This is a genomic window from Frankia sp. AgPm24 (assembly GCF_023243055.1).
GTDB lineage: Bacteria > Actinomycetota > Actinomycetes > Frankiales > Frankiaceae > Frankia > Frankia umida.
In genome coordinates this window covers 134635-159498 of sequence record NZ_JALKFW010000005.1, presented here as the reverse complement: position 1 = coordinate 159498, position 24864 = coordinate 134635, and the positions used below count along the sequence as shown (strand labels likewise).

The 24864-nt window shown below is 70.5% G+C and carries 19 protein-coding genes; 5 read left to right on the top strand and 14 right to left on the bottom strand.

Translation table 11 applies throughout. The features are described from left to right. Positions 1 to 370 precede the first annotated feature (370 nt). Complete coding sequence (idi, locus tag MXD61_RS03920) at positions 371 to 955, bottom strand: isopentenyl-diphosphate Delta-isomerase (protein WP_248811489.1); 585 nt, start codon at positions 953 to 955, stop codon at positions 371 to 373. Between the two features lie 260 nt (positions 956 to 1215). Further along, the gene (locus MXD61_RS03915; protein ID WP_248811488.1) at positions 1216 to 1680 is read right to left on the bottom strand and encodes a hemerythrin domain-containing protein; all 465 of its coding nucleotides are present in this window, start codon (positions 1678 to 1680) and stop codon (positions 1216 to 1218) included. Between the two features lie 936 nt (positions 1681 to 2616). Between MXD61_RS03915 and MXD61_RS03910 the strand changes: the two genes are divergently transcribed. From MXD61_RS03910 to MXD61_RS03900, 3 genes are all read left to right on the top strand, one after another. Beyond that, positions 2617 to 4116, top strand: coding sequence for a serine hydrolase domain-containing protein (locus MXD61_RS03910; protein ID WP_374628398.1), 1500 nt, complete (start codon positions 2617 to 2619; stop codon positions 4114 to 4116). A gap of 83 nt (positions 4117 to 4199) precedes the next feature. Then, entirely contained in the window at positions 4200 to 4706 is a 507-nt protein-coding gene (locus tag MXD61_RS03905; protein ID WP_248811486.1) for an SsgA family sporulation/cell division regulator, read from the top strand. 201 nt (positions 4707 to 4907) lie between these two features. Further along, positions 4908 to 5054, top strand: a complete 147-nt coding sequence (locus MXD61_RS03900) for a DUF1059 domain-containing protein (protein ID WP_163549684.1) — start codon at positions 4908 to 4910, stop codon at positions 5052 to 5054. A 177-nt stretch (positions 5055 to 5231) separates the two neighbouring features. On the opposite strand, the gene MXD61_RS03895 is transcribed toward MXD61_RS03900, so the two are convergent. Continuing rightward, entirely contained in the window at positions 5232 to 5789 is a 558-nt protein-coding gene (locus tag MXD61_RS03895; protein ID WP_248811485.1) for a hypothetical protein, read from the bottom strand. A 477-nt stretch (positions 5790 to 6266) separates the two neighbouring features. Here MXD61_RS03895 and MXD61_RS03890 point away from each other — a divergent pair, with 477 nt between their 5' ends. Continuing rightward, positions 6267 to 7124: a class I SAM-dependent methyltransferase gene (locus MXD61_RS03890; RefSeq protein WP_248811484.1), complete on the top strand. Its 858-nt coding sequence runs from the start codon at positions 6267 to 6269 to the stop codon at positions 7122 to 7124. A gap of 41 nt (positions 7125 to 7165) precedes the next feature. On the opposite strand, the gene MXD61_RS03885 is transcribed toward MXD61_RS03890, so the two are convergent. Beyond that, positions 7166 to 7990, bottom strand: coding sequence for an SDR family oxidoreductase (locus MXD61_RS03885; RefSeq protein ID WP_248811531.1), 825 nt, complete (start codon positions 7988 to 7990; stop codon positions 7166 to 7168). Positions 7991 to 8192: 202 nt separating this feature from the next. On the opposite strand from MXD61_RS03885, the gene MXD61_RS03880 reads away from it, so the two are divergent. Continuing rightward, positions 8193 to 9395, top strand: coding sequence for an EAL domain-containing protein (locus MXD61_RS03880; protein ID WP_248811483.1), 1203 nt, complete (start codon positions 8193 to 8195; stop codon positions 9393 to 9395). 79 nt (positions 9396 to 9474) lie between these two features. Here the strand turns inward: MXD61_RS03880 and MXD61_RS03875 are convergent, their stop codons facing one another. From MXD61_RS03875 to MXD61_RS03830, 10 genes are all read right to left on the bottom strand, one after another. Beyond that, positions 9475 to 10254 (bottom strand): 2'-5' RNA ligase family protein, encoded by a 780-nt coding sequence (locus MXD61_RS03875; RefSeq protein ID WP_248811482.1) that lies wholly within the window; start codon positions 10252 to 10254, stop codon positions 9475 to 9477. Positions 10255 to 10268: 14 nt separating this feature from the next. After that, positions 10269 to 11432 carry an SLC13 family permease gene (locus tag MXD61_RS03870; protein ID WP_248811481.1) on the bottom strand — a complete coding sequence of 388 codons (1164 nt, stop codon included), beginning with the start codon at positions 11430 to 11432 and terminating at the stop codon, positions 10269 to 10271. Positions 11433 to 11617: 185 nt separating this feature from the next. Continuing rightward, on the bottom strand, positions 11618 to 17569 hold the full coding sequence (locus MXD61_RS03865; protein WP_248811480.1) for a TIR domain-containing protein: 5952 nt from the start codon (positions 17567 to 17569) through the stop codon (positions 11618 to 11620). Continuing rightward, a complete protein-coding gene (locus MXD61_RS03860; RefSeq protein ID WP_248811530.1) occupies positions 17566 to 18507 on the bottom strand; it encodes an inositol monophosphatase family protein in 942 nt (313 codons plus the stop codon). The genes MXD61_RS03865 and MXD61_RS03860 overlap by 4 nt, the downstream gene beginning before the upstream one ends. 5 nt (positions 18508 to 18512) lie before the next feature. After that, complete coding sequence (locus MXD61_RS03855; RefSeq protein ID WP_248811479.1) at positions 18513 to 19244, bottom strand: hypothetical protein; 732 nt, start codon at positions 19242 to 19244, stop codon at positions 18513 to 18515. Positions 19245 to 19252: 8 nt separating this feature from the next. Continuing rightward, positions 19253 to 20260: a hypothetical protein gene (locus tag MXD61_RS03850; protein WP_248811478.1), complete on the bottom strand. Its 1008-nt coding sequence runs from the start codon at positions 20258 to 20260 to the stop codon at positions 19253 to 19255. A gap of 157 nt (positions 20261 to 20417) precedes the next feature. Next, positions 20418 to 21209 (bottom strand): response regulator transcription factor, encoded by a 792-nt coding sequence (locus MXD61_RS03845; RefSeq protein WP_308222673.1) that lies wholly within the window; start codon positions 21207 to 21209, stop codon positions 20418 to 20420. A gap of 84 nt (positions 21210 to 21293) precedes the next feature. Beyond that, positions 21294 to 22745: a sensor histidine kinase gene (locus tag MXD61_RS03840; protein ID WP_248811477.1), complete on the bottom strand. Its 1452-nt coding sequence runs from the start codon at positions 22743 to 22745 to the stop codon at positions 21294 to 21296. A 97-nt stretch (positions 22746 to 22842) separates the two neighbouring features. Further along, complete coding sequence (locus tag MXD61_RS03835) at positions 22843 to 23709, bottom strand: ABC transporter permease subunit (RefSeq protein ID WP_248811476.1); 867 nt, start codon at positions 23707 to 23709, stop codon at positions 22843 to 22845. A gap of 76 nt (positions 23710 to 23785) precedes the next feature. Further along, the gene (locus MXD61_RS03830; protein WP_248811475.1) at positions 23786 to 24694 is read right to left on the bottom strand and encodes an ABC transporter ATP-binding protein; all 909 of its coding nucleotides are present in this window, start codon (positions 24692 to 24694) and stop codon (positions 23786 to 23788) included. Between the last annotated feature and the right edge of the window lie 170 nt (positions 24695 to 24864).

The window sequence follows — 24864 nt, the reverse complement described above, 5'->3', positions numbered from 1 at the left end:
TTCGCGAACCTGGCCGGACTTTCCGGCGCGGTGCCCGGAGGCCCGGACGCGGTGCTCTGGATGCCCGCGGAAGTTCCCCGCCGGACTCGGCGGGGCCACGGACCCGCGGGCGGCTGGGCCGAGCCTCGCCTACCGCCGGATCCGGTCGAGCATCGTGTGCCGCACGTGAGCTGAAGCGCACGGGCGGCACATTGAATGCCACGCCCGGGGTGGGTCGTTACGCGTTGAACTTGTCACCCTTAGTAGGCGATCGCCAGTCGTTCATGGCTAGCTGTGGCTAGCTGATTCGACCATGCTCTAGTCATTAGTGACTAGTAATCGCCGGTGGCCTCGCTCGGCTTCGGACTACCGGGCCCGGCGGGGGAGCGAATCAGTGGCTGGCCGGGGCAACGATGGCCAGCGGGTGGGTGGCCCTGGTGAACGCGGCCATCTGTTCGACGGACCAGGGGCTCAGCGCCCACGGGGTTCGTTCGGCCGCCACGCGGTAGTCATCCCACTCGACCCAGCGCCACTCGACCACCTCGCCGGGATCCGGGTTCGGCTCGCCCACGGCCCGCGCCACGAAGACGGGACAGAACTCGTTCTCGACCAACCCATCCGCCGCCGTCGCCCGGTAGGAGAAGTCGGGCAGCGCGCAGCGCAGATCCGTGACGACCAGGTCCAGCTCCTGGGCGATCCGCCGCTCGACGGCGGTCTCGATCCGTTCGCCCGGTCGAGGATGGCCGCAACAGCTGTTGGTCCACACGCCCGGCCACGTCCGCTTCTCCAACGCCCGCCGGGTGACGAGCAACCGCCCGTCCTCGTCAAAAATGTACGAGGAAAAGGCCAGATGCAGGGGCGTGTCATGGTCATGCACGGATAGCCGTGGCGCCGTCCCGCACGGTTGGCGGTCGGCGTCGAGCAGCACCACCTGATCGTCGACGTCCACGAGGGGAACCGATGCTTGCGGACTCACGCGTCTGGCCTCGCCTTCCCGAAACAGCTTGCAGGGGTCTCCCTATCCTCCCGGTGTCCCGGTTCGACCGCGGCCCGGGGCCCGAGCACCTCTGGTCACATCCTGCGTCGAACCCCACCGCCCAGGGCCCACCGCCCCGAAGGCCCACCCCGACGAGGTAGTCCGCAGGTGGGCGATGGGTGGGCGCCGCGACGGACGAGCAGACCGGCAGGGGCCAGCTGGTCGCTGGTCGCTGGTCGCTGGTCGCGGTGCTCAGGCGCTCAGGAGGTCAGCATGCCGCAGCGGTCACGGATGCCGGCAAGCAGTTCCCAGTCGTCGCTGGACAGGACGGAGAGCGCCGCGGGGAAGAGACCCTCCTGTTCCTTGACGATGTGCCGGCGCAGCAGGGTCAGCGTTTCGATGACCCGGGCGGGCCAGGCGGGATCGGTGCCGGCGGTGCCATCGGTCGCACCGGCGAGGACGGCCTCGATACGGCGATGTTCGCCGCACAGAATGGCGATCTTCTCGGGGAACTCGACAGCCATGGGTGGGAAAAGGCCTCGTTCCTCGACCTCGGTATGCGGTCCGAGAACAGACGTGATCGCGGTGCAGCTCTCGACCAGCGCCTCGATATCGCCACACCGATAGGCCGCGCGGGCCAGCGCGGACAGTTCGACGAGTTCGTCGTGTTCCCGGATCAGGTCGTCGATGGCCGGGGTGGCCAGGCACCAGCAGTAGTCAGACACAGTAGGGCCGTCCTCGGGGTCGGGGGGAGACCGGCGTGGATCGCCGACCGCGGTTACGCCGGACGCGCCGCCAGTCAGTGGGGGCACGCCGGGCCGGCCGGCGACGAAAGGCAACGTGTGGGGCTTTGACCTGCGCAGTTGCCCGGACAGTGGCGTACGCGCCGTCGTGGCCGAAGGCCAGGATGTGCGGGTACGGCGGGCAATCGCGCCGGTCGGTTCGGACCGGGTGGACGCGAGGAGTGCCGGCGGGCGTGGGGCACCCGCCGGCGGGGGTCGCGAAGCCGTGGCCCGGGTTTCGGCTCCGGCCCCGCCATCGGGAAAGTCGCCAGTGCCGTCATGTCACCTCTGTTCCGCCCGGCGGCGCACAGGGTCGCGCCACCGCATCCATCATGCGGCGGCCCGGGCGGGACCAATATGGACCTTGGTCCCGTTGGTCGCCGTCCAAACGACCGTGCTGCCGCGGACCGCAATCCTCGATGCATCCCTGCCGGTTCGCCCGAAAAGTGGAAACGGATTATCCGGCGGATTTTCGTGCCGAGGTCGTCCGTATGATTCCTTGTTTTCCTGGAGATCTGCTCTTTTTCCGGAGGTGTGCGGATCGCGGAGCCCGGGAAACGGGAGGTCGCTCATCCGAGGGCGCCGGTGGCCGTGGGCGGGTTCCCTGGACGTGCCAGGCGTCCGCGGGCCTATGCTCCAGTCTGCGCTACCAGGGTCGATGGTGAGGTTCCGGTGCCGCTGCGCCCGGCCGCGCGGTGGTCGCCTGCCATCACCACGCCCCGGTCCCGGTCTCCGGTCCCGGTCGCTGGGCCTTGGTCGTAGCGCGTGGTCCTCGGGCCTGGTCGGGGGATGGTCGGATGGCTGGATGGCTGGGGCATGAGGCGGTCGGATGGTTGGCCGGCCGGGATGCTGGTTCGGGCGCACCGGCCCGGGTGGGGGATGCCGATGTCGAGCGCACCTGAACCGCTGCTTGCCGCGACGCAACGACAGTTGCTGCACCGGGTGGCATCCGAACAGGCGGATGCCCGGGCCCCGTCGCTGATGGCGGCCGTGGCCCGGGATGGCCAGACCGTCTGGTCCGCGGGCCGGGGTCGCGCGGTCGGCCCGGCCAGGGCTCCCGCCGACGACATCGGTGGCGGGGCGGCGCCTGGCGCGGGCACCGCCGACGGGGGCGGACGGGTGACGTTGGGGGAGGCGGGCCGGCCGGGCCCGGACACCCAGTACCGGATCGGGTCGATCACCAAGACGTTCACCGCGGTGCTCGTGCTGCGCCTGCGGGACGAGGGTCGGTTGTCACTGGCGGATCCCCTCGACCGACATGTGCCGGGCACAGCGGTCGGCGACAGCACGATCGCCCAGCTCCTGGCCCATCTGGGCGGGATCACCGCCGAGACGCCGCCGCCCTGGTGGGAGCGGGTGGCCGGCAGTGAGCACGCCACCCTCGACGAGGCCGTCGGGCCTGACCCCCGGCGGTTCCGTCCCGGGCGGCGCCATCACTACTCCAACGTCGGTTTCGCCGTTCTCGGCGAGCTGGTCGCCCGCCTGCGTGGGATGAGCTGGGCGCAGGCACTGGACCGGGAGCTGCTGGCGCCGCTGGGGCTGACCCGCACCACCGGGGCGCCGATGGCCCCCCACGCGCTGGGGTACGCCGTTCATCCGCATGCGGATGTTCTGCTGCCCGAGCCGGCGCACGACGCGGGGGTGATGGCGCCGGCCGGTCAGCTGTGGTCGACGGTGACCGACCTGGTCCGCTGGATGGCGGTCCTGGGCGGCCACAGCGACGCCGTGCTGTCGCTGGACACGTTGGCCGAGATGCGGGAACCGGCGGCGGTCGAGGCGGACAGCGGCGAGTGGCAGCTCGGCGCCGGCCTCGGACTGCAGCTGATCCGCCGCCCGGGCGGCCAGCGTGGCCCGGCTGGGACGAGCACCGTGTTCGTCGGGCATGGTGGCTCGATGCCGGGGTTCGTCGCCGCGGCGTGGAGCCGTCCGGGGGGCACCGCCGCCGTGGCCCTGTCGAACGCCACGAGCGGAGTCGCGGTCGGTGAACTCACCCTTGACCTCATCGACTCGGTCGACGCGCTGCAGCCGTCGCTGCCCACCGAATGGCTGCCCGGCCCGCTGGTCGACGGCGACACGTTGGACATCACCGGTGTCTGGTACTGGGGGCCAGCTCCCTACATAGTGACGTTGCGTGGTGACGGCACGTTGGTGCTCACGCCGCAGGGTCGCTACGGTCGGGCCTCCCGGCTGCGACCGGGCCCCACCGCCGGGACCTGGACCGGGCTCGACGGCTACTTCGCCGGTGAGACTCTTGTCCTCGGTCGGGACGCGTCCGGTCGGCTGACGAACCTCGAGCTCGCGTCGTTCGTGTTCACCCGCAGGCCCTACGCGCCCGCCGACCGGATTCCCGGTGGTGTCGATCCACGTGGCTGGCAGTAACGGCCGGCGGGACGCGGCGGATTGGCGGGGTGTGGTGGTCGGCGGGCTGTGACAGGCAGGTAAGAAGGGTCAGGGGAGGGCGCATGTTCCGCCGTCTGGGTCGGTGCGGGGTGTTGCAGCGCGCGCTGTACGTGCAGGTGGTGCGGCCGGGTGGGCGCCGCAGGTGGGTGCTCGTCGGGCTTGGCTTCGACGCGGCGGACCCGATCGCGGTGACCCTCACGGTCGGCGGGCCAGGGGTCGATCAGATCGTCTGGCGGTTCGCGCGTCGGCTGCTCGCCGAGGGCACCCGACGGCCGGTGGGTCTTGGGGACGTCCGGGTCCGGCCGGCGGTGGCCGCCGGCGAGGCGGCGCTGGCCCTGCGGCTGTCCAGCCCGTCGGGGATCGCCGAGTTCGAACTGCCCGCCCGTGAGGTGGTCGCCTTCCTCTGGCGCAGCTTCACCATGGTCCCGGCGGATGCCGAGGTCAACCGGATCGACTGGACCGCCGAACTGCGGTTTCTGCCCGGTGGCCCGGACGCGCCGCCGGGGTCCGCCCTGCGTCGGCGGGCCAGGGGCCGGTTCCCGGCCGGTCCGCGTCACGCGGGTGCCTAGCGCGCTGTCCATGAGCGTTTCCGGCTGTGGTCTGGTGGCCGCGGGCACACGCTCCGGGACGGTCCAGCCACATCGGGCTGGTGGCCGATGACGCGCGGCGCCATGTTGCGCCGTGCAACACTGGATGGACGGGGACGGCTGACGGTCCGTCCACGGCCGACCATGCCCGGGGTGATGCGGCCCACGGGGAAAGGAGTAGCAGTGGCGGTGCGACTGAACTGCCCGTGTGGCGAGTTCATCGAAGGTGCGGACGAGGACGAGCTCGTCGAGAAGACCCAGACGCACCTGGCGGAGAACCACCCCGGTCACGAGTACACCCGCGACCAGATTCTCTTCCTGGCCTACTGAGGCCGGCGTACCGAGCCCGTCGACGCGCAGGCCGCTGGCGCCAGGGTGCCAGCGGCGATTCGTCGGGGGCCCGTGCGGCCGACTCCTGCGCCCGGCGTCCGCTTCGTGCGTGCCGGGCGCAGGAGCCGCCGTGGGGCCGGTCCGGTCAGGGGCCTCGCTGGCGGGGCGTCCTTCTGGTCATCCGGCGCCGGGTACCGTCACGTTGCGCTCGTTGAAGCCGAAGCCGTTCTGTGTGGCGGTCTGCCGCAGGCTGGTGAACGCCTGCTCGGCGCTGTTGACGTCCGCCTCGGTGGCGGTCCCACCGCGCAGGCGGCCGGTGAGAGTGGAAAACGTGTTGCGTACTGACTGGGTCGCTCGACACAGACTTGGATTCGCCAGCGCGAAACCGTTCGCAACCTTGATCTCATGGACGACGAAGACCCCGGCGATCGCGGCCTTGGCAAAGGTGCGCTTGCGCTTGTCGGCACCGGACTTGAAACCGCCGTTCTTCAGCGGCTTGTAGATGTACCGGTGGAAGGCTCCGAGCGCAAGGCCAGAATGCAGTGCAAAACGGGTCTTGGCAAACGCCTTGGTGTTTCCGTTTGTCGGACACGCGCTGTTGAACTCGGCGTCCGAGGACGTCGATGTGGCGGAGCTCCCGGTGACCGACGACGAGGACTTCGGCCCGCAGCCAACCAGCAGCACCAGGGCCAGCAAGGAGGCCGTGACCGCTGCCAGACATCGCGCGTTACGCACGCTTGTACCCTTCTGTCCTCGGCGAACGTGACCTCGGCGGCGCCACGGTAGGGCTGGTCCGGGGCGGGACGAGGCGGTGGCCGTTGGCCACCTGTCCGAGGCGTCGCGAAGCCTACCGATGATCAGCTCTGCGCGCGGGCCGTCGTCGGATATTGGACGCCACCGCACTCCGGCGGCCGCGGGGGTGCGGGCCGGCCAGGCGATGCCGGGCGTCCACGGGCGGGTGGTCGGGGTGGCCGGGGCCACTCGGGCGGGGGATTCGGTCGGGTTCTCCGACCGTGGAGGGAAAACGCGCCCCGACCATTGTTTTCGGCACTAAAAGGCGACACGATGCGACTGTCGTCGGTCCGCTCGCTGTCACGTTCGGGCGGTCACGTCGTCGGCCAGGGTAGGCTCCTGAAGAAGATGGCTCAGGCATTCTTCCGGTATTCGTGGAAACGCGATGCGGGGCTTCTGAAGGGAACAGGGGCGGATCACGTGGGTGATAATCCGGTACTGGCTCCGGAAAGCACCGCGGTGCGGGTCGCGTTGTGGCGGGCCCTGCATGTCCAGCTTGACCCGCCGCCGCACGTGCTGGCTGACGAGGTGGGGTTGGCCCTGGTCGAGCCCGGCGACGGTTGGCAGGGGCGTCCGGACATGGACCCGGCGGCGACCCGGCGCATCCGCGCGTCCATGGTCGCCCGCGCCCGACTGCTGGAGGATCTGCTCGCCGAACAGGTCGCGCGCGGAGTCGGTCAGTATGTGGTTCTCGGCGCGGGGCTGGACACCTTCGCCCAACGCCGGGTGGATCTCGCCGCCGGGCTGCGGGTGTTCGAGGTCGACCAGCCCGGCCCGCAGGAATGGAAACGTCAACGGCTGGTGGCGGGCGGGTTCGGCGTCCCGCCGTGGTTGCGGCTGGTGCCGGTGGATTTCGAGGCTGACGGTGACTGGTGGCCACGGTTGGTGTCCGCCGGTTTTGATCCGACCAGGCCCGCCGTGGTGGCCGCCACCGGGGTCTCCCAGTACCTGACCACAAGCGCGATGGCGGCGACACTGCGTCACAGTGCTGTCCTCGCGGCTGGTTCGACGCTGGTCGCCACGTTCATGCTGCCGGAGGAACTCATCGAAGCGCAGGAGCGGCCCGGGCACGCCCGGACGCGGGCCTCTGCGCAGGCCGCCGGCACACCCTTTCTCAGCTTCTTCACGCCGACGCAGTTCCAGGATCTCGCCCGCGGGTGCGGCTTCGCCACCACGCGGCACGTGTCCGCCGCGGACCTTGCCGAGCGCTACTTCACCGGCCGTCCGGACGCACTACGCCCGTCCAGCGTGGAAGATCTGATCGTCGCCACCGTCTGACCGCGACGTCGCCCCGGCCCGAGCCGAGCCGGCCGGGGCGATCAGCCGAGGGCGCCGGTGAGCAGGGCGCCGGTGACGCCGCCGTCGACGAGCAGGTCGACACCGGTGATGAAGGAGGCGTCCGGGCCAAGCAGGAAGGCGGTCGCGGCGGCGATGTCGCTGGGGGTGCCGAGCCGTCCGGTGCCGGAGGCGTCCACCATCATGCGCATGAGGACGCCGTTCTCGCCGGCGAGTTCCGCCCGGCCCATGACGGTGTCGATGATGCCGGGGCTGATGCTGTTCACCCGGGCTCCGCGCCGACCCCAGGCGGTGCTGGCGGCCTGGACACGCAGGTGGTTCGCCCGCTTGGCGATGCCGTAGACCGAGGCCGGGTCGAGCGGCGGGTCCGGGGTGAGCAGCGGCAGGGCGAGCAGCTGGTCGGTCGGGGTGGTCGCGAGCTCGCGTTCCTGCTCGGGGGTGAGGGACGCGGCCAGGTGCCCCGCCATGCTGGAGATGATCACGCCGGCGCCGCCGGGTGCGATGACCGGGCCGAACGCGTCCAGCACCAGGGCGACGCCGAGCAGGTCGACGGCGAGCACGGCACTGGCCGACGCCTGCACGGGGGACAGACCCGCGGTGTGCACGATGTTGATCACCGGTCCGAGTCGGTCGGCGACATCGGCGAGTTCCTGGACGGAGTCCGCCGAGCTCACGTCCACGACCTGCGAGACGACGGTGAGCCCCTCCTCGGAGAGTTCCCTCTCGACCCGGGTGAGCGTCCGCTCGCTGATGTCGGCCACCAGGATCGTCCGGCCGGCGCCGAGACGGCGGGCCACCGACACACCCATACCGCCCGCGCCGACGATCACCAGTATCTGGCCGCTCATGCGGCTCACCTCCGCGTCCACGTTGACCGGCGTCACGATGACCGTGGTGACGATGACCGTGGTGACGATGGCAGACCGGACATTCATGGGCAACCGGTCCGGTCGGGCGGCGCGCGACCGCCCTGGTGTGCCCCCCGGCGGTCGGGGTATCGCAGCTGTGGGGTGAGCATCAATGGTCACGTGTCTGGGACCGCGCGCCAGGGTGCGTGCGCCGAGTACCGCGCTGGTCGAACTGTTGGAGCTGCTGCGCCGCCGGCTGCACATGGAGGCGGCCTGGCTGGGGCGTCTGGACGGGGACCTGCTCGTCGTCCAGGTGATCAGTGGCCGGGAGCTCCCGCTGGGTCTGGTGGCCGGCAGCACCGTGCGTCGCGACCAGAGCCTGTTTCGCCACGTCCTGGCCGGCGATCTGCCGAACCTGATCCCCGACACCTGGAGCGATCCGCGGACCGTGTCGCTGGCCCCCGTCCGCGAGCTCGCGGTTCGGGCCTACGCCGCGACCCCCGTCCTGGACGCGGACGGCCGGACCTACGGCCTGGTGGGTTGCCTGAGCCGGCAGCCGCAGCCATCGCTGGGCGATCGGGAACTGCGACTGCTGAACCTGCTCGCCGGCCTGCTCACCGGCTACGTGACCGATCTGCATCGCATGTGGGAGTCCCGTAGCCGGATCTGGCGCCGCATCCAGGCCGTCATGGAGGAAGGCTCGCCCCACATGCACTTCCAGCCGATCATCGACCTGCGGACCGGCCGGACGATCGCGGTCGAGGCGCTGTCCCGCTTCCGCACGTACGCCGTCCCCGAGGAGGTGTTCGCCGACGCGGCGCAGGTGGGCCTTGGCGCCGAACTGGAACTGACCGCGGTCGACCGGGCGCTCGCGATGCTCCCGCGGCTCCCACCCGACATCCGCCTCGCGGTGAACGCGTCCCCCTCCGTCGTCACCAACCAGCTCGCCGACCGTTTCCTGCGCACCGGACGCCCGGAGCAGCTCATCCTGGAGCTCACCGAGCGCGAGTACATCGCCGACGACGATGACGACCTGTTCGCCGTGGTCGAACGCCTGCGTTCGCACGGTGTGCGGATCGCCCTGGACGACGTGGGCACCGGGTACGCGGGGCTGGGCGTCCTGTTGTGCCTGCGCCCCGACATCATCAAGCTCGACCGGTTCATCGTGCGGGACATGGCCGTCAGCCCCGCCCACGCCGCCGTCGCCGCCGGAATGTCACGTATCGCCGACGGCCTGGGCAGCGACGTGATCGCCGAGGGCATCGAGGCCCCCGCTGATCTCGAGGCCGTGATCGGCGCCTCCATCGGCTACGGCCAGGGTTTCCTGCTCGGCAGCCCGCGCGCCGACCTGACCGGCCTCACGCAGCAGCCGGACACGGCGTTCGCGACCATCAGCGCCGAGTAGTCATCTGTGGGGCTGTGGGGCTCGGGCCGAACTGGTCACGTTCACAGCTGAGGATCAGGTTGTGCGGGACGCCCTCGGGCTATCGCGGACCGGTTAGACGTGCCGTGCCGTGCGAGACGGTACAGGTGCCCCAGGCGCTCATGCTGTGCACGGCGAGGTGGTCGAACGTGGCCTGCACATCCGTGGCCGGCTGGAGGGAATCAAGCGGTATGGCCGGGGAGTCCCGTTCGGGCCAGGCAAGGGTGATGTGCGGGCGGAACCGGTCGTCCAGGTCGTCGGTGATCTCGTCATAGCCGTAGGTCAGCAGCTGGCGACGTCGGGCGGATGTCGCGGCGTTGTCATCGGCGAGCACGGTGGCAAGCGGAACGCCAGCGGGGTCGACGGTGCGCTGGCGACCCCGCCGCAACGGCTCGAACGCCGCGACGACCCGGCGCTGCAGGGCCGTCCAGGCTGGCGAGCCGGCGAAGTGGAGTTCCGGGGCTCCATGGGGATTGTGCGTGTAGGCCCGGCCGACTGCGGGTACCGGTGCGCTGGCGGCTGCCACCGCGCGCAGCGCGCGCAGGACGGCGGGCAGGTCCGCCGGGTCGGCCGTGAGCATGAACAGTGAGACGTGCGGCGCGCAGACCCCGGTGCCGCCGCCCGGTGCCGAACCGGCCAGGACGAAGTGGGAGGGGTTACCCGCGTGGCGCATCTGTGCGGCCAGCGCCCGGCTCTCCCGTACCACCCGTTCGGCGAGCGACGGCGGCGGAAGGAACACGACATCGAGGATCTGGCTTCCGGAGGACTGGCAGCCAACGGTGCCGGGCTCTGGCCGGTCGCGCTCTGGGCGCTGGCTGCCGGGCCCCGAACCCTGGAGCATCCGGTGTGGAACCATCACGACAGAACGCCCGTCACCACGACGATGGCCAGACCGACGAGCAGCGCGGGAATTCCCACTCGGGCACCGGTCCTGGTGTATTCCCAGGCACTGACCTGCACCTCCAGACGGGCCGCAGTATCACGCCACAGTAGACCGGCAAGTGCACCGTGCAGCACAAACACCGGGCCGAAGTTCACTCCGAAGAGCAGCGGCCAGATGTGGTCCGAACCAGGGTGCAGTGCAGGCATGCTGACGAGCAGGGCGGGCAGATTGTTGATGGTGTCCGCAGCTACGATAGCAAATCCCGCGGTCTGCAGCTGGCCAGGCCAGTTCTGCGTGCCGAGAATGTTGTCGATTCCCAGGTGCGGCGCGGCGGCCGCGGCAACCAGGCCGAGGCCGGCGGCAAGCCCGGCCGCACCCCAGGGAATGTCCCCCACGCGCAGGTCGCGAGTCATGGCCAGCAGTACGACGTCGGCGATCAGAGCGATGATCCATGCCTTGACACCGAGTGCGTCACCGACGGTGAAACCGAGTACGACAAAGATGACGACAGGGAGCCCCTGGTAGAGGGCCCGGTGGTTGACGGGTTCACGGACCGGCGGTACGCCGGCCGTGGCCGCGGGCAGACGACGGTAGCCGAACCAGCCCACGATGACCGCCGCCAGGGATGCCGGACCGAGATGTACCAGGAAGTCGGCGATGCCGAGATCTCGGGAGTCTGCGGCGATGAGATTGGTCAGGTTCGAGATGGGCAGCGCACTGGATGCCAGGCAGGCCAGCAGGACTGGCTGAAAAGCAAGAAGTCTGGCGTCAAGCCCATTTCTTCGGGCGAGTCTTATGTAGAGCGGAGTGAGCAGCACCACCGAGGCGTCGAGGTTCAGGAAGGTGGTCACCGTGGCAGCGAGGATCCACAGGCCCAGGCGTGGGTCGCGACCACGGTCCATGGCAGCCGCGGCCGCGGCGAAGAAACCGACCCGGTCCAGCATCAGCGCGAGCGGGACGGCGAGCAGGAGGAACGCCAGCGGTGCGACCAGCGGCCGGACCGCGTCCCAGCTGTCGTTGAGGCTGATGCTGCCGGATGCGAGCAGGGCGCCGGCCGCCAGGCACGGTATCAGCCAGTTGGGAACACGAGGTACAAACACCCCGAAGACGGCGACCACCAGCAGACCGACCTGCACTATCGCCACGCCTCAACCCTAGAGTCACGAACGCTGCGCGGTCGGTGCATCCGCGTGGATTCCACGGGTCTCCGCTGTGCTTCGGACGGGCAACCTGCGCCCGTGCTGATGGCCTGTGTCTGAACTCGCACCCGGTGTCCGCGGTACCGAGACGTGCGCGCGGGGACGCGGTCCGTTCCAGGAGGTCAGAACGGCTCGTCCGGGGCGAGCCGACGGACATCGTCCAGGTGTCCGTCCAGCTCGCCGATCTCGAACCGTGACATGCCGATGACCTGCCAGATCTGCCCGGCCATGTCCCCGGCGACCTTGTACCGCCCGTCGGGGGCGAGGGCGGCCCAACCCGTGGGGACTCCGACCAGCGTCAGGGTCGGTCCGCGGACCTCGCCGCCTTCGCCTGGCCCGGACCCGCCCGTGATGGTGCGGACGTCCCACAGGCGGGTGGTGCCGTCGTCACCGCAGCTGGCCAGCAGGTGGCCGTCCCGGGTGATGTCGATCGACCAGATTCGGCGGGTGTGGCCCTCAAGCGTGGCGATCTGGCTACCCGTGGTCGGATCCCACAACCGGATTACCAGGTCGTCGCCGGCGGTGGCGAGAAACCGGCCGTCTGGGCTGAACGCCGCTGTCCACAATCGGCCCGGACCTGCGCGCAGCACATGGTGACAGGTACCGGTGGCGACTTCCCAGATCCGGGCGGTTCCGTCGTTGCTCGCGCTGGCCAGCAGCCGACCATCCCCGCTGAACCGGACCGCGTACACCCGGTCGGTATGGCCCTCGAGCATCAACGGCGCACCGTCCAGACCGGGGAGGCTGTCGTCGGTGAGCCGCCACAGCCGCACCAGTCGGTCATCGCAACCGGTAGCGATCAGGCGTCGGTCCGGGCTGAAGTCCAGAGAACGGACGCGGCCTCTGTGATCGGGAATGCCGAGCAGTTGCCGTCCTGTCGTACGGAACCACAGCTGCACCGAGTCGTCGTCGTTGGCGGTCGCGAGGATCTCGCCGGCCGGGTCGAGGGCCTCCGCCCACACGTGCTCGGTCTCGATCCGCAGTTCGCGTTCGTAGCTGCCGATCGTGGCCGCGCCGATGTCGGCGCCCGGCGCCTGGTCGCGCGGCCGATCCACATCGTGCGGGCCGGTGTCGTACGGGTTCGCCACGCCGTTCGGTAGCGTCGCGACAACAGGCTGCAGGTTCCAGACGTGCACCGTGCCGGCGTTGCTGCTGCCGACGATGCGTCCGTCAACGGGGCTGAAGGTGGCAGAGATCATCCGATCGGAGATCCCGCCGAGCTGGCCGAGACGGCGACCGGTGCGCGGATCCCACAGGCGGACGAGGCCGTCGTTGCCGCAGACGGCGAGCAGCCGCCCGTCAGCGCTGAACCGGACGGCGGTGAGCCGCCGGCCGTGGCCGGTCACCGTCGCCAGGCAGGTGCCGGTGCGGGTCTGCCAGATCCGGGCCGTCCCGTCGTTGCTGGCGCTGACCAGCCGCTGGCTGTCCGGATGGAACACCGCCGGCCAGACCGAACCGCGATGCGCGGCCAGCGTGTGCAGCCGGGTGTCGGTCGCGGTGCTGGTCAAGCGCAGCACGCCGTCGCTGTCACCGGAACTCAGCATGGTGCCGTCCGGGCTGAACCCGACCCGGTAGACGGCACCGGTGTGCCGGGCGATGATCCTTCCCTGACCGGAGGGCAGGCTCCACACCCAGACCACACCGCCGGTGTCGCCGCTGGCGAGCTCGGCGCCGTCCGGGTGATAGTCGACTGTGTATACGGGGTAGTCGTGGCCGGTCAGCTCCTGGTCCAGCTCTCCGGTCGCGGTGTCCCACAACCGGATGTCGCCGGCTTCGTCGGCGGTCGCGAGCTGGGTGCCGTCGGGATGGAACACCAGGCGGAAGAGGTTCCCGGTATGACCGCCGCGGGCCCACACCAGCGCCCCGTGCCCGGTGTCCGCCTCGACCTCGGCGCTCCCCTCGTCCCCACCGCCGATGTTCCACAGTCGAACGGTGCCGGAGCTGTCGCCGGTGGCGAGCAGCGGCTGATGGGGGTGGAACGCGGCGGTCCAGACCCGTTCGCCGTGGCCGGGAAGGGTGTGTCGCAGCCGGCCCGACGCGAGCTCCCAGATCCGAAGGTCACCGGCCCGGTCACCGGTGGCGAGCAGCCGGCCGTCCGGGCTGGGCGACATCGGCCAGATCCAGCCCTGGTGGCCGTGCAGTTCACCCACCGGCTCGCCGGTCAGCGCGGACCACAGCCGCACGACACGGTCGACGGACGCTGTCACGATGTGATTGACGGTCACGGCGACCGCGTGCACGCGGCCGCGATGGCCCTGCAGCGTGCGCAGCGGCCGACCGTCGGGGTCGCAGACCAGCGCACCGCCGTCCTCGCCGGCTATCACCATGATCGAGCCGTCCGGGCTGAACCGGACGGGGGAGGGGATCCGCCCGGTCTCGAAACCGAAGTTGACGCTGACCGCGGGCGAGGCGAGCCCGAACTCGACGACCCCGCCGGGCATCACGGCGGCACCGCCGGCCCGGGCGGCCGCCGCGAGCGCCGCCGACGCCCCGGAGTTGATCACAAGAGCGCGTCGCCAGCGGCTGGTGGCGAAGCGGACGTCGCGCAGGTCCGCGCCGAGCATGCGGGCACCGGTGAGATCGGCGCCGGACAGGTCCGCGTCACGCAGCTTCGCTCCGTCCAGGCAGGCCCCGGCGAGGGTGGCGTCGCGTAGGACCGCACCGGTCAGGTCGGCGCCGACGAGGCGTGCGTCGGCCAGGTCGGCGCCGGTGAGGTCGACATCGCGCATCTCGCGGTGGGACAGGTCCTCCCCGCGCAGTACCGCGCCGCGCAGATCCCCGCGGACCGGGGTCCGCATCCGAATGTTGATCTTCACGGCGTTCGCCCGGGACGTCTCCGCCGCGTCTGGGCTGTCGAGGACCGCTGCCGTCCAGTCCCGCAGGGCCCGCGGATCGGTGAGGTCACACAGGAACTCCACGGTGAGTGCAGAGAGAACTCGTCGGGTGAGTAACGCGGTGGCCTGCGTCGGTTCGGTCTGTAGCAGGTCGGCAATCCGATGGGCGACCAGCCATTCGGCCACTGACGCGTGAATGAAGCCGAACAGCCCGTCCTCCGAACGGACCAGCAGGCTGCCCGCGCCGATCGCGTGCTCGCTCTGGGCGGGTGATGGACGTTCCTCGGTCATTCCGGCCAGTGTCCGGCCGACCTCACGCAGATCGGCCAGGCGCAGCCGATCCTCGTCGGCGGTCCACAGCCGCTGCGCGAGCGTGGTCACCGCTGTCCACATGTCCTCGAGGCTCAGCCCAGGCGGGGAACCAGCGACGCCCTGGGTGCGGTTCACCTCGAAGGCCAGCCAGGTGTCGAGGATCTCCCGGTACAACTGGGCGGCGCTGACCGTGTCGTGGGCAGCCGCGACCCGCCGCAGCCGTTCGGCGGGCAGGCCCGCGATGAAGCTCAGCATGCGGGGGTTACGGCTCAGCCCGATCAGGTCCCGGACGCCATTGATCATTTGCAGCCGCTCGGTGGCCGTGGCCTCGTCGTCGTAGCGATTACGCAGGTAGCTGTGGATCTGAGCGGAGCCGAAGTCCTCGATGACCAGTACCCGGCGCCGTGGTAGCAGGCCGACACGCTGGCCGAGCCCGGTGAGGACCTGCTCATCGCTGCGGAAGTGACTGGTCCGGCTCGCGACGATCACCTTGGCGTTGCCCTCTGTGGCTTCGAGGATTGCGGTGAGATGCTCGGTGGCGCGTTCGTAGGTGACTCGGCTCGCCAGCTCGTCGAAGCCGTCGAAGAGCAGCACGAGCCGGCCCTCGCGCAGCATGTAGTGAAAGGCGCGCAGGTCAGCGAGGCTCTGCCCGTGGTTGGCCAGGTGCGCGGCTACCAGCCCGTCGACCGAGTGCGCCTTGTCGAGGGCACGCAGCTCGATCAGGATCGGGATCAGATGCGGCAGCTCCGCCGGAATGCGCCGGGCGATCTCACGCAGTGCGAAGGTCTTGCCCCGACCGAAGTCGCCAAGCACCAGGACGAAACGACCCTCCTCCTCGGCCACGAGACGCATCAGCTCGTCGCTCAGGCCCTCCCTTAAGGTCCGGACGGCGCCGACCAGTTCGCGGAAGCGTTGCGGAACGTACAACGACGGTGGGTAACGTCTGTCGGCGGCGATATCGGTGGTCTGCCCGGCCACGAACGCGCGCAGGTCAAGCAGGCCCTGGAACTCCAGGAAGCTGCGCAGCCGGATACCCCGGCCGCGAGCCTCGAGCCGCAGCGCCTCCGGTGGCGTGCCCGACGAGATCAGTTCGGCGCCGCCGTCGAGGTCCAAGGCCCGCACGACGGAGGCGAAACGGTCCAGGTCGGCCCGGGTCGGCTCACCCGCCCGCGCACCGATTCGGAGCACCGAGGTCATCCCGTCGCGCTGGCGGGTGACGATCAGGTGCGGTACCTCCCCGCCGACCCGGCGAATCCGGGACCGCGGGTCGGTGACCTGGCAGACCTCGGCGATCTGGTCGAGTAGTTCCTGGTGGGGATCGGGTGCGGCCGCCACCCGTGGATCGTCGCGGCCGCGATCCTGGGGGTCGGAGTCGTCGTGACGGTCGATGGGGGGCAGGCCGTTTTCGCCGGTCGGGCGCGGCGCGGCCGCGGTGAACGTCGCACCTGCCCGGGCCCACGAGTGCTGCTGCCAGGATGCCGGGTCGCCACCGTCACCGGGGGAGCGCCAGCGACGCAGGCCATCCGGGCGTAGTTGCAGGAGCTGGAAGCCATCAGGGGGTGGTGGGGTGACGACAAGAGGGGCACGTCCGGGCGCGAGGGTGCCGCGACCGGTGATGAGCAGGTTCAGCCGGCCGCCGAGGCGCTCCCGCAGCACCTGGGTGTCCCGGATCGCATCCGTGCGGTCGATGGACGGTGCGGCCAGTGCGTGGTGTGCCACCCCGACGCGCAGCCAGCCGTCCTGCTCGAACAGGGCGAGCCGGTGAGCCAACGACGCGGCCTGCTCGGCGCCGACCAGACCATGGTCGTCGGTGTCCCGATGGCTCTGGGCGATCGTTGTGTTGATGCCGGCCAGGACGACCCGCAGGTCCGGGATGCTTACCAGATGCCACGGCTGGGCCGGGTCGAAGATTGTGCCGTCCAGCTCCTGGTAGAACTCGCTGACCATCCGACTGTAATGACGCCATTTCGGCCAGTACGGTCGGCGTGGATCGGTGTCGTCCGCCTCGCAGGTCGCGAAGTACGCGGCGCAGGCCGCCCGACAGACATCGTGGCGCCCCGGCACCAGTGCTATGCGCCGAGGCTCGAGGTTGAGCATCGCCCGTAGGTCGCTGATGAACGTCAGCGCGGCGTCGAACTCGCGGCGGGTGCCGGTCTCGGTGAGGTCGCCGGCGATGACGAGCAGGTCCGCGGCCGGCCCGTCGGCCCGGTCGATCGCCGCCAGCTGCCCCCAGACACGGTCCCGAAGCCGGGCCACCTCGGCATCGAGCTCGTCGTTGGTGCCGTCGCCGCGACGGGACTGTGGTGAAACGGACCGGCCGAAGCGGGGACCGGGCAGCTGCAGAATGGTCACCGCGTCGGCGGCGCGCTGGCGGGGGGGCACCATCGGCGGAAACGGCGGTGGGGTACGGGGACGCAGCCGTGCCTGGCCGCCGGTGGGCGCGGCCTGGTCTGCCTGCGCCGGTCGGTGCTGCTCGAGGGGATAGGGCGGGCGGGTGGCGGGCTTGGCCCGGCCGGCCACCGATTCGCGTACGCCGGTGAGCAGGCTGCGGCGGGCCTCATCCGGGTCGCGGATCTCGACGAGGTTGACGAAGGTGACGACGGCGAGGAACCCGTCGAGTGGCGTGTCATCCGTGCGGACGGTCATCAGCCGGCTTCTCGGGTCGCTGGGATCGCCCCGCATCGCGGTCTGCCACTCCAGCTTTCCCCATCGGGACGTCAGATAGTTCCGGGACAGGACCGCGAGGACGATGTGCGCCTCGGTGACTCCCCGATCCATGAACTCCATGAAGTTGGTGCCGGGGACGAAGTCCCATGCCTGCACCACCGTCTGGTAGCCGGCATCCTCGAGCTGCCAGGCGATCCAGGTCGCCCAACGCACGTCGTGCGGCGAGTAGCTGATGAAGAACGACGGCGCTGTTCCGGTCATCGGGTCGGATCCGGGATGCGGATGTCGGGCAGGTCGGCGGCCAGGAGCTCAGCGGTCCTGACGATGCCCATCAGGGCGTCGAGATGCTCGGGACGGGCGGCGACGAAGGAACGGGGAAAGGCCCCGGCACGGGCATCGAAGGGCTGACCCTCGAGGTCCAGCACGGTCACACCGGACTCGACGGCGAGCAGGTAACCGGCCGGAAGCTCGATGTCCTCCGCCTGGTAGCCGAGGAACCCGTCGATGTCCCCGCGGGCGATCATCGACCAGGACACCAGCGGTGCCCACAACGGCAGCACGCGGAGTGCCACGCCATCCAGTACGTACTTCAGCGCCCGCGCCGCGCGGTTGCGCCGGCCGACCCGGTGACCCTGCGTCCAGGCGACCGTGAGGCCAGGGTCGACCGCGTGGCCGGCTGCCTCTCGGCCCGCGGTGGCCGCGGGGGGACACGCGGGTGGGAACTGACGGGCCCGACGGGCCTGACCACCCCGCGGTCCGTGCATCCCGCCGCCGCGCAGCGCCGACCAGGTGCGTTCGGTGAGCGGCTCGTGCACCACGCCGATGGTCGGATCGCCGTCGACGCACAGCGCGATCCCCACCACGTAGGTCGGCATCCCGATCGCGACGTTGTTGGTGCCGTCGAGCGGGTCCACCACCCACTCCCAGCGACTGGCCGGCCCGGAGGTGCCGAGCTCCTCGCCGCGGATGCAATGGTCGGGGAACTGCGCGCGCAGCCGCCCGCGGATGATGCGTTCCGCCTCCTGGTCGAGCACGCTCGCCAGGTCGCCGACGAAACCCTTGGTCGTTATCTCGAGATCACCGTTGGTGCGTTCGCGCAGCATCGCGCCGGCGACCTCGGCAGCCTCGACCGCGACCGCGCGGGCATGCTGCAGATCCGGTCCGGCGCCGCCCGGAGCGTGCGCTGGCGGACGGCCCATGTCGTTCACATCTCCTCCTCGGAAATGATGGTGAGGAATGCGTCGGCGGCGATCGTTGAAAGCTGGTTTACCAGGCCCTCGCCCGCGGCCCTCCGCAGATGCCGGGACGCCTGCCGGGCCAGCCGGTTGCTCTCCTCCGGCTCGCAGTAGCGGCGTCGGCACTGCTGGGACCCCAGGCCGGGTGGTCCCAGGGAAAGGTCCGTTCCCCGGGAGCGGCCCAAGCCGACGGTCAACGTGCATGCCTCGCCTTCGGGAACGACGGTGTGATGGAAGACGCCAGCTCGCAGATGATAGATGTCGCGAGTTCTGTTGACCCACGTCCGACGCGTCCGCACGGACACCAGGTCCGAGGTGGGCCTGATCTGGTCGATGTCGTTCGTACTGTGTATCTCGAATACCCGGTATGTCGGGCCCGTCTCCACCGCGGCGAGATCAAGATGATGGTTCTGCACCGTACCGTCCAGGACCAGGCTGTACAGATCCCAGCTGTGGCAGTGAAACGGAGAGGTGGTCGGCTGGGAAGCGGCCATCCCAGTCGACCAGAGGTGCACGCAGACGCCGACCGGCCCGCGAAGCAGCGGTTGACAGGTGAATCCGAGTGGATGGCGCAGCGCGGGCAGGGAGCTGTAGCCGGCGGCCGGCCGCGCGGGATCGGAGAGGTAGTTCTCGACCGTTGTGGTGATCGAGATGCGAACATCCTCGGCGGACGTCGTCGCGGGCGTGCTTCCGGCCTCCACGACTGCCCTCACGCATAGGGATTACGTGGGTTGAGCGCCCGTCGGATGATATCCATGACCTCGTCGTCGGAGAAGTACTCGGGCAGGGGCACGGCGAGACAGTCGAACAGCGCCCGCGCCTCGTCTGTACTGGGCTGGGAGCTGAGCGGCGCCTGGTCGACGAGCTCCATCGGCACCCGCCGGGCCTGGTCCAGGCTCTTGAGCAGTTCGGTCTTCCAGCTGTCGTACTGCCGCCCGCCGCGTCGGATGAGTGTGCTGATCTGGGCTGTGTCATCCTGGGTGATGATCAGGCTGTGTGAGGACAGGTCCCAGCGGAACGTGGTCATCACCGATGACAGGCGCACATCGATGTCGAGCAGGTTGAACCGCTGCTCGAACCAGGCCGCGGCGAGGATCATCGCGTAGGCCTCCTTGTGGGCGCGCCTGGTTGTCCATCCCTCGCCGGTTCCGTCCGGGCCAGGTGACATGTCGTGGCGAAAGCGGGCATAACGCTCACAGACGTTCTGGTCGGTCGGGTCGATGATTTCGACGGTCATCTTCAGTCCGCGTCGCGCCCGCCGGGCGGCTCCCACGCACTCGGGCAGCGTGACAGCCCTGATGTAGGTGCCGGTGCCGCCCTTGAACATCCACTCCTGGGTGTCCGCCCGGGCCTCGGCGAGGGCTTCGGTGACCTCCACGCCGGAAATAGCCCGGGCCAGTCTCGACTCGTTCATGGATATGCGGGCCAGCTCCACCGTTCCTGCCATGTCATCGAGTCGGTCCACCTGCACGGCAAGGGGAACGAGGACTCCCTCGAGTCGCTCCTGGGTCTCGATCAGCGCGCGCTCGACCGACTCCCGGTGGGTACGGTCGCGCATAATCCCACCCGCCAGCAGGGCGAGAACCAGAAGAATCACGTTGTTGACGTGCTCGGCGTCGAGTACGTCAACCAGGCTGAGCAGGGCAACGACAAGCGCGATGGAAAGCGAGATGACGCTCTCCGCATGTCGCGCGAGCCAGCCCCCGAGGCGTGCCATGGAGTGGATATTAGCACTGTGTCCGGGTAAGGAATACCGTCGGTTTCCGGTTTCTGGTTCTGCTTCGGAGCATTTTTGCTATAGGAATATCAGTGGTCCAGGGAGTGGGGACCACTCCGTGTCGGGTGCGTCAGCGCACCGGTCGGGCAGGAGCCGGTCAGTGCGGAGCCGGTGGCTGGTCGGATGGGCGGACCAGGCCGATCTCATAGGCGAACACGACCGCCTGGACCCGGTCACGCAGCTCCAGCTTGGCCAGGATTCGCCCGACGTGGGTCTTGACCGTTGCCTCCGAGAGCACCAGACGGGCCGCGATCTCGGCGTTGGACAGCCCGGCGGAGACCTCGTGCAACACGTCGCGTTCCCGCTCGGTGAGCCGCTCCAGCCGCCGGTGGGCCGCCCGACCGCGGTACGTGTCGGCGGCTGACCCGGCCCCGGGATCGACCGGTGGCCCCCCGACCTGCCCGGTTTTCGAGCTGGCCGCGGTCTCGGGCGGCGCAGCGGGGTCTGGGGTGGGGGCGGGGAGGCGGTGGGCGAAGGCGTCGAGGAGACGCCGGGTGACGCTGGGGGCGACGACCGCGTCCCCGGTGGCGACCGCCCGGATCGCCGAGAGCAGGTCGGCCGGGGGGACGTCCTTGAGCAGGAAGCCGCTGGCCCCGGCCCGCAGTCCGGCGAAGGCGTACTCGTCCAGGTCGAACGTCGTGAGGATCAGCACCCGCGACGCACCGCCGGCCGCGACGATCGCGCTGGTCGCCTCGATACCGTTCATCGTCGGCATCCGCACGTCCATGAGGACCACGTCCGGCTGCAGGCGTGCGGCGAGTTCGACCGCCTGTGCCCCGTCCGCGGCCTCGCCGACCACGCTGATGTCCGGCTGCGAGTCGAGCACCATCCGAAAGCCCATCCGCAACAGCGACTGGTCATCGACCAGCAGCACCGAGGTCGCCGGTATCGACGAGCCCGGTTCCGAGGCCGGCGAGGGCGAGGGGGCAGCGGCGTTCACTCCTGAACACTCCCACCGCCGATGGCATCGGCATCACCCACTGTCCGCAGCCCGACCGTCCGCCGTCCGCAGCCCGCTGAGGTTGATTCGGGCCCGGACCTGCCAGCCACCGTCCGCCCGCGGACCGGCCTGCACGGTACCGCCGTAGACAGCGGCGCGTTCCTCCATGCCCACCAGGCCCTGCCCACTGCCGGGGGCAGGGCCTGACACCGATGGCGCCGAAGGTGAGGGGGCTGGCGCTGCGGGGGGCGTGGGGCCGCCCTGACCGGTGTCGCGGATGTCGACGGAGATGCCGCGCCGGTCGTAGGCCAGCTCCACGGTGGCGGTGGCGCCCGGGCCCGCGTGTTTCAGGGTGTTGGTCAGCGCCTCCTGGACCAGGCGGTACAGCGTGAGCTGCACTCCGGCCGGCAGGTCGAGCGCCTTGCCGCGGACGGTGAGGCGTACCGGCAGGCCGGCCCCGCGGACCTGTTCGATCAGCGCGTCGAGATCGCCGAGGCCGGGTTGCGGGGCGGTGCCGTCGACGGTGCCGTCGGTGCGCAGGACGCCGAGCAGCCGGCGCATCTCCGCCAGCGCCTCCCGCCCGGTCCGCGAGACCTGGGCGATCGCCTGCAGCGCCGGCCCTTCCGGCCCGGTCGGCGCCCCGGTGCCGATGGATGTCGTGGTGTCGGTGGGGGCTGTGGTGCCGGTGGGGGCTGTGGTGCCGGTGGGGGCTGTGGTGCCGGCGGTCAGGGCGAACTGGGCGCCGTCGGCCAGGGCGATCATCACGGACAGGTTGTGGGCGACGATGTCGTGCATCTCGCGGGCGATGCGGGCACGCTCGGCGGCGGCGGCGATCTGGGCCTGCTGGTCACGTTCCCGCTCCAGGCGGTCGGCCCGGTCGGTGAGGGTGGCGAGGTAGGCCTGCCGGGTGCCCGCGTTGCGGCCGAGCACCCCGGCGGTGACGGCGACGAGCCCCAGCACCACCACGTTCGCGAGGAACGGCGCGTGGTTGCGTTCCCGCCATCCGATCCCGGCGAGCACGACACCGATGCTGACCACGATCGTCGCGACCAGACGCTGCCGGCGCGTCCCCAGCCTGGCCACCGTGTAGAACGCGATCGGCACCCCGAAGTCCGGGTCGACCACATGTCCGACCAGCAGCTGCAGCAGACCCGCCGCCACGCAGACGGCGAACACCGTGACCGGATACCGGCGCCGCCAGATCAGCGGTGCCACGCCCAGCACGGCGAGCACGATCGTCGCGGTCTGCCGGCTACCCGACGTCCAGGCCAGGGTGTTGAGCAGCGCCGCCCAGGCGAACAGGCCGAGGAAGGCGGCGAGGGCCGCGTCCACCAGCGTCGGGTGGCCCCGCAGGAAGCGTCCGGCCCTCCCGTGGCGCATCCGTCCGAGCACGACCCCCGGCTCCGCCGGTTCGGGCGCCGTCCGGTCCATGACCGCCAGCTGGTCCCGCTGGGCCGGTGGGGCCGTGTCCGGGAGCGTCGTCATGGTCGCCATCGTGACCTTTCCTGGCCGGGGAAGCGATACCGCCATGTGGGTGGGACGGCGTCGGTACGGCGCCGCGGGGTGCCGTGTGAGCCGGCGCTCAGACGTCCCGGCGGACAAGGACGAAGGCGGCGGCGGTGAGGGTGACGACGAGGTAGGCGATCAGGACGAGCACCCCGTGGGTGGGGGAGGGCAGGCTGGACGAGGGGACGACCTGCATCAGCGCGTCGCCGGAGGTGGACGGAAGGTAGTCGCTGATCCGGGCGAGGTTGTGCGGCAGCGCGCCGACGATCTGGGGGAGCACGAGCAGCACGCCGAACAGCACGCCGATGGCGGCGGGAGTGCTGCGCAGCAGGGTGCCCAGTGTCAGACCGAGCACGCCGATCGCCGAGACGAAGAACGCGGTGCCCAGCACGGCGCGCACCACGCCGGGATCGGACAGCGCGACGTCGATGTGCCGCGGCGCGAGCATGGCCTGGCCCGCGGTGAAGGCGATCAGGTTGGCGACCACCATCAGGGTGAAGCTCACCGCCGCGAAGACCGCGACCTTGGCCCACAGCACCGGCAGCCGGCGGGGTACCACCCCCAGGGTGGCGCGGATCATCCCGGTGGCGTACTCGCCGGAGATCATCAGGACGCCGAGGACGCCGAGGGCGAGCTGGGCGAGGTACATGCCGCTGAGGCTGGTCGCGGTGGCGTCGAAGGTGCGCTTGTCCTCGACGGTGTAGTGGTCCCAGTTACTGGCCGTCGCCTTGGCGAGCACGACGCCGAGCAGGATGGTCACCACGAGGGCCGCGGCCAGGGTCCACGCGGTCGAACGCAGCGAGGTGAGCTTGGTCCACTCGGAGCGCAGCACCCGCAGCTGGGTGACGCGCTGATGCGGCCGGGCGTGCCGGGACGAGGGCGAGGACGGGGACGAGGGCGACGTGGCGTGCGGGGTGCCCGCGGTGATCGTCTGCGTGCTCATTCGGGTGCTCCGATTCGAGGATGCCGAGGTGGGCGAGGCTGGTCATGTGGCGAGGCCGGTCACGTGGCGAGGCCGGTCATGTGGCGGCGGTGGCGTATTCGACGGCGTCGCGGGTGAGGGCCATGAAGGCGTCCTCGAGGGAGACCTGGCGGGGGGTGAGTTCGTGCAGGACGATGCCGGCGGTGCGGGCGAGGGAGCCGATCTGCTCGCTGGTGCGGCCGGTCACCTCAAGGGTGTCCGCCGAGGTGGCGGTGACGGTGACATCGATACCGCCGAGCACGCTGCGTAGCGCCGAGGTCTCGGGGGTCCGCACGTGCACGGCGGGCGGGGACGCGCTGGCGATGACCTCGGCCACGGTGGTCTCGGTGATCAGGCGGCCGCGTCCGACAACGACCAGGTGGGTGGCGGTCATCGCCATCTCGCTCATCAGGTGGGACGACAGGAAGACGGTGCGTCCCTGCGCGGCGAGGTCGCGCAGCAGGTCGCGGATCCAACGGATGCCGTCGGGGTCCAGGCCGTTGACCGGTTCGTCGAGGATGAGCGTGGCCGGATCGCCGAGCAGGGCGGACGCGATGCCCAGCCGCTGGCCCATCCCGAGGGAGAACCCGCCGGCCCGCTTGCGGGCGACCTCACGCAGACCCACCAGGTCGATCACCTCGTCGACCCGGCGGCGTCCGATGCCGTGGGTGCGGGCGAGGGCGAGCAGGTGCTTGGCGGCGCTGCGTCCGGTGTGGATGGCGCGGGCCTCGAGCATCACCCCGACCTCGTGCATCGGGGCGGCCGCGTCCCGGTAGCGGCGGCCGTTGACGAGCACCTCACCGCGGGTGGGGCGGTCCAGGCCGAGGATCATGCGCATCGTGGTCGACTTGCCGGCGCCGTTCGGGCCGAGGAAGCCGGTGACCACGCCCGGCCGGGCGGTGAAACTCAGGTCGTGGACGGCGACCTTGTCGCCGTACCGCTTCTCCAGTCCGCGTGCCTCGATCATGTGAGTTCAGGTCCCGTCTCAGGTGCCGTTGGCTGACACCGAGAACGTTAGGGATCTTCGGGGCCGCTGCCGTCCGCCGCGAGGCTGATCTTCGCCGGGGTTCGCGGCGGCCCGTCCACCTTCAGGAGTACGCCCCAGGTCGGATGGATGTCGCACATCCGGCCACCGGC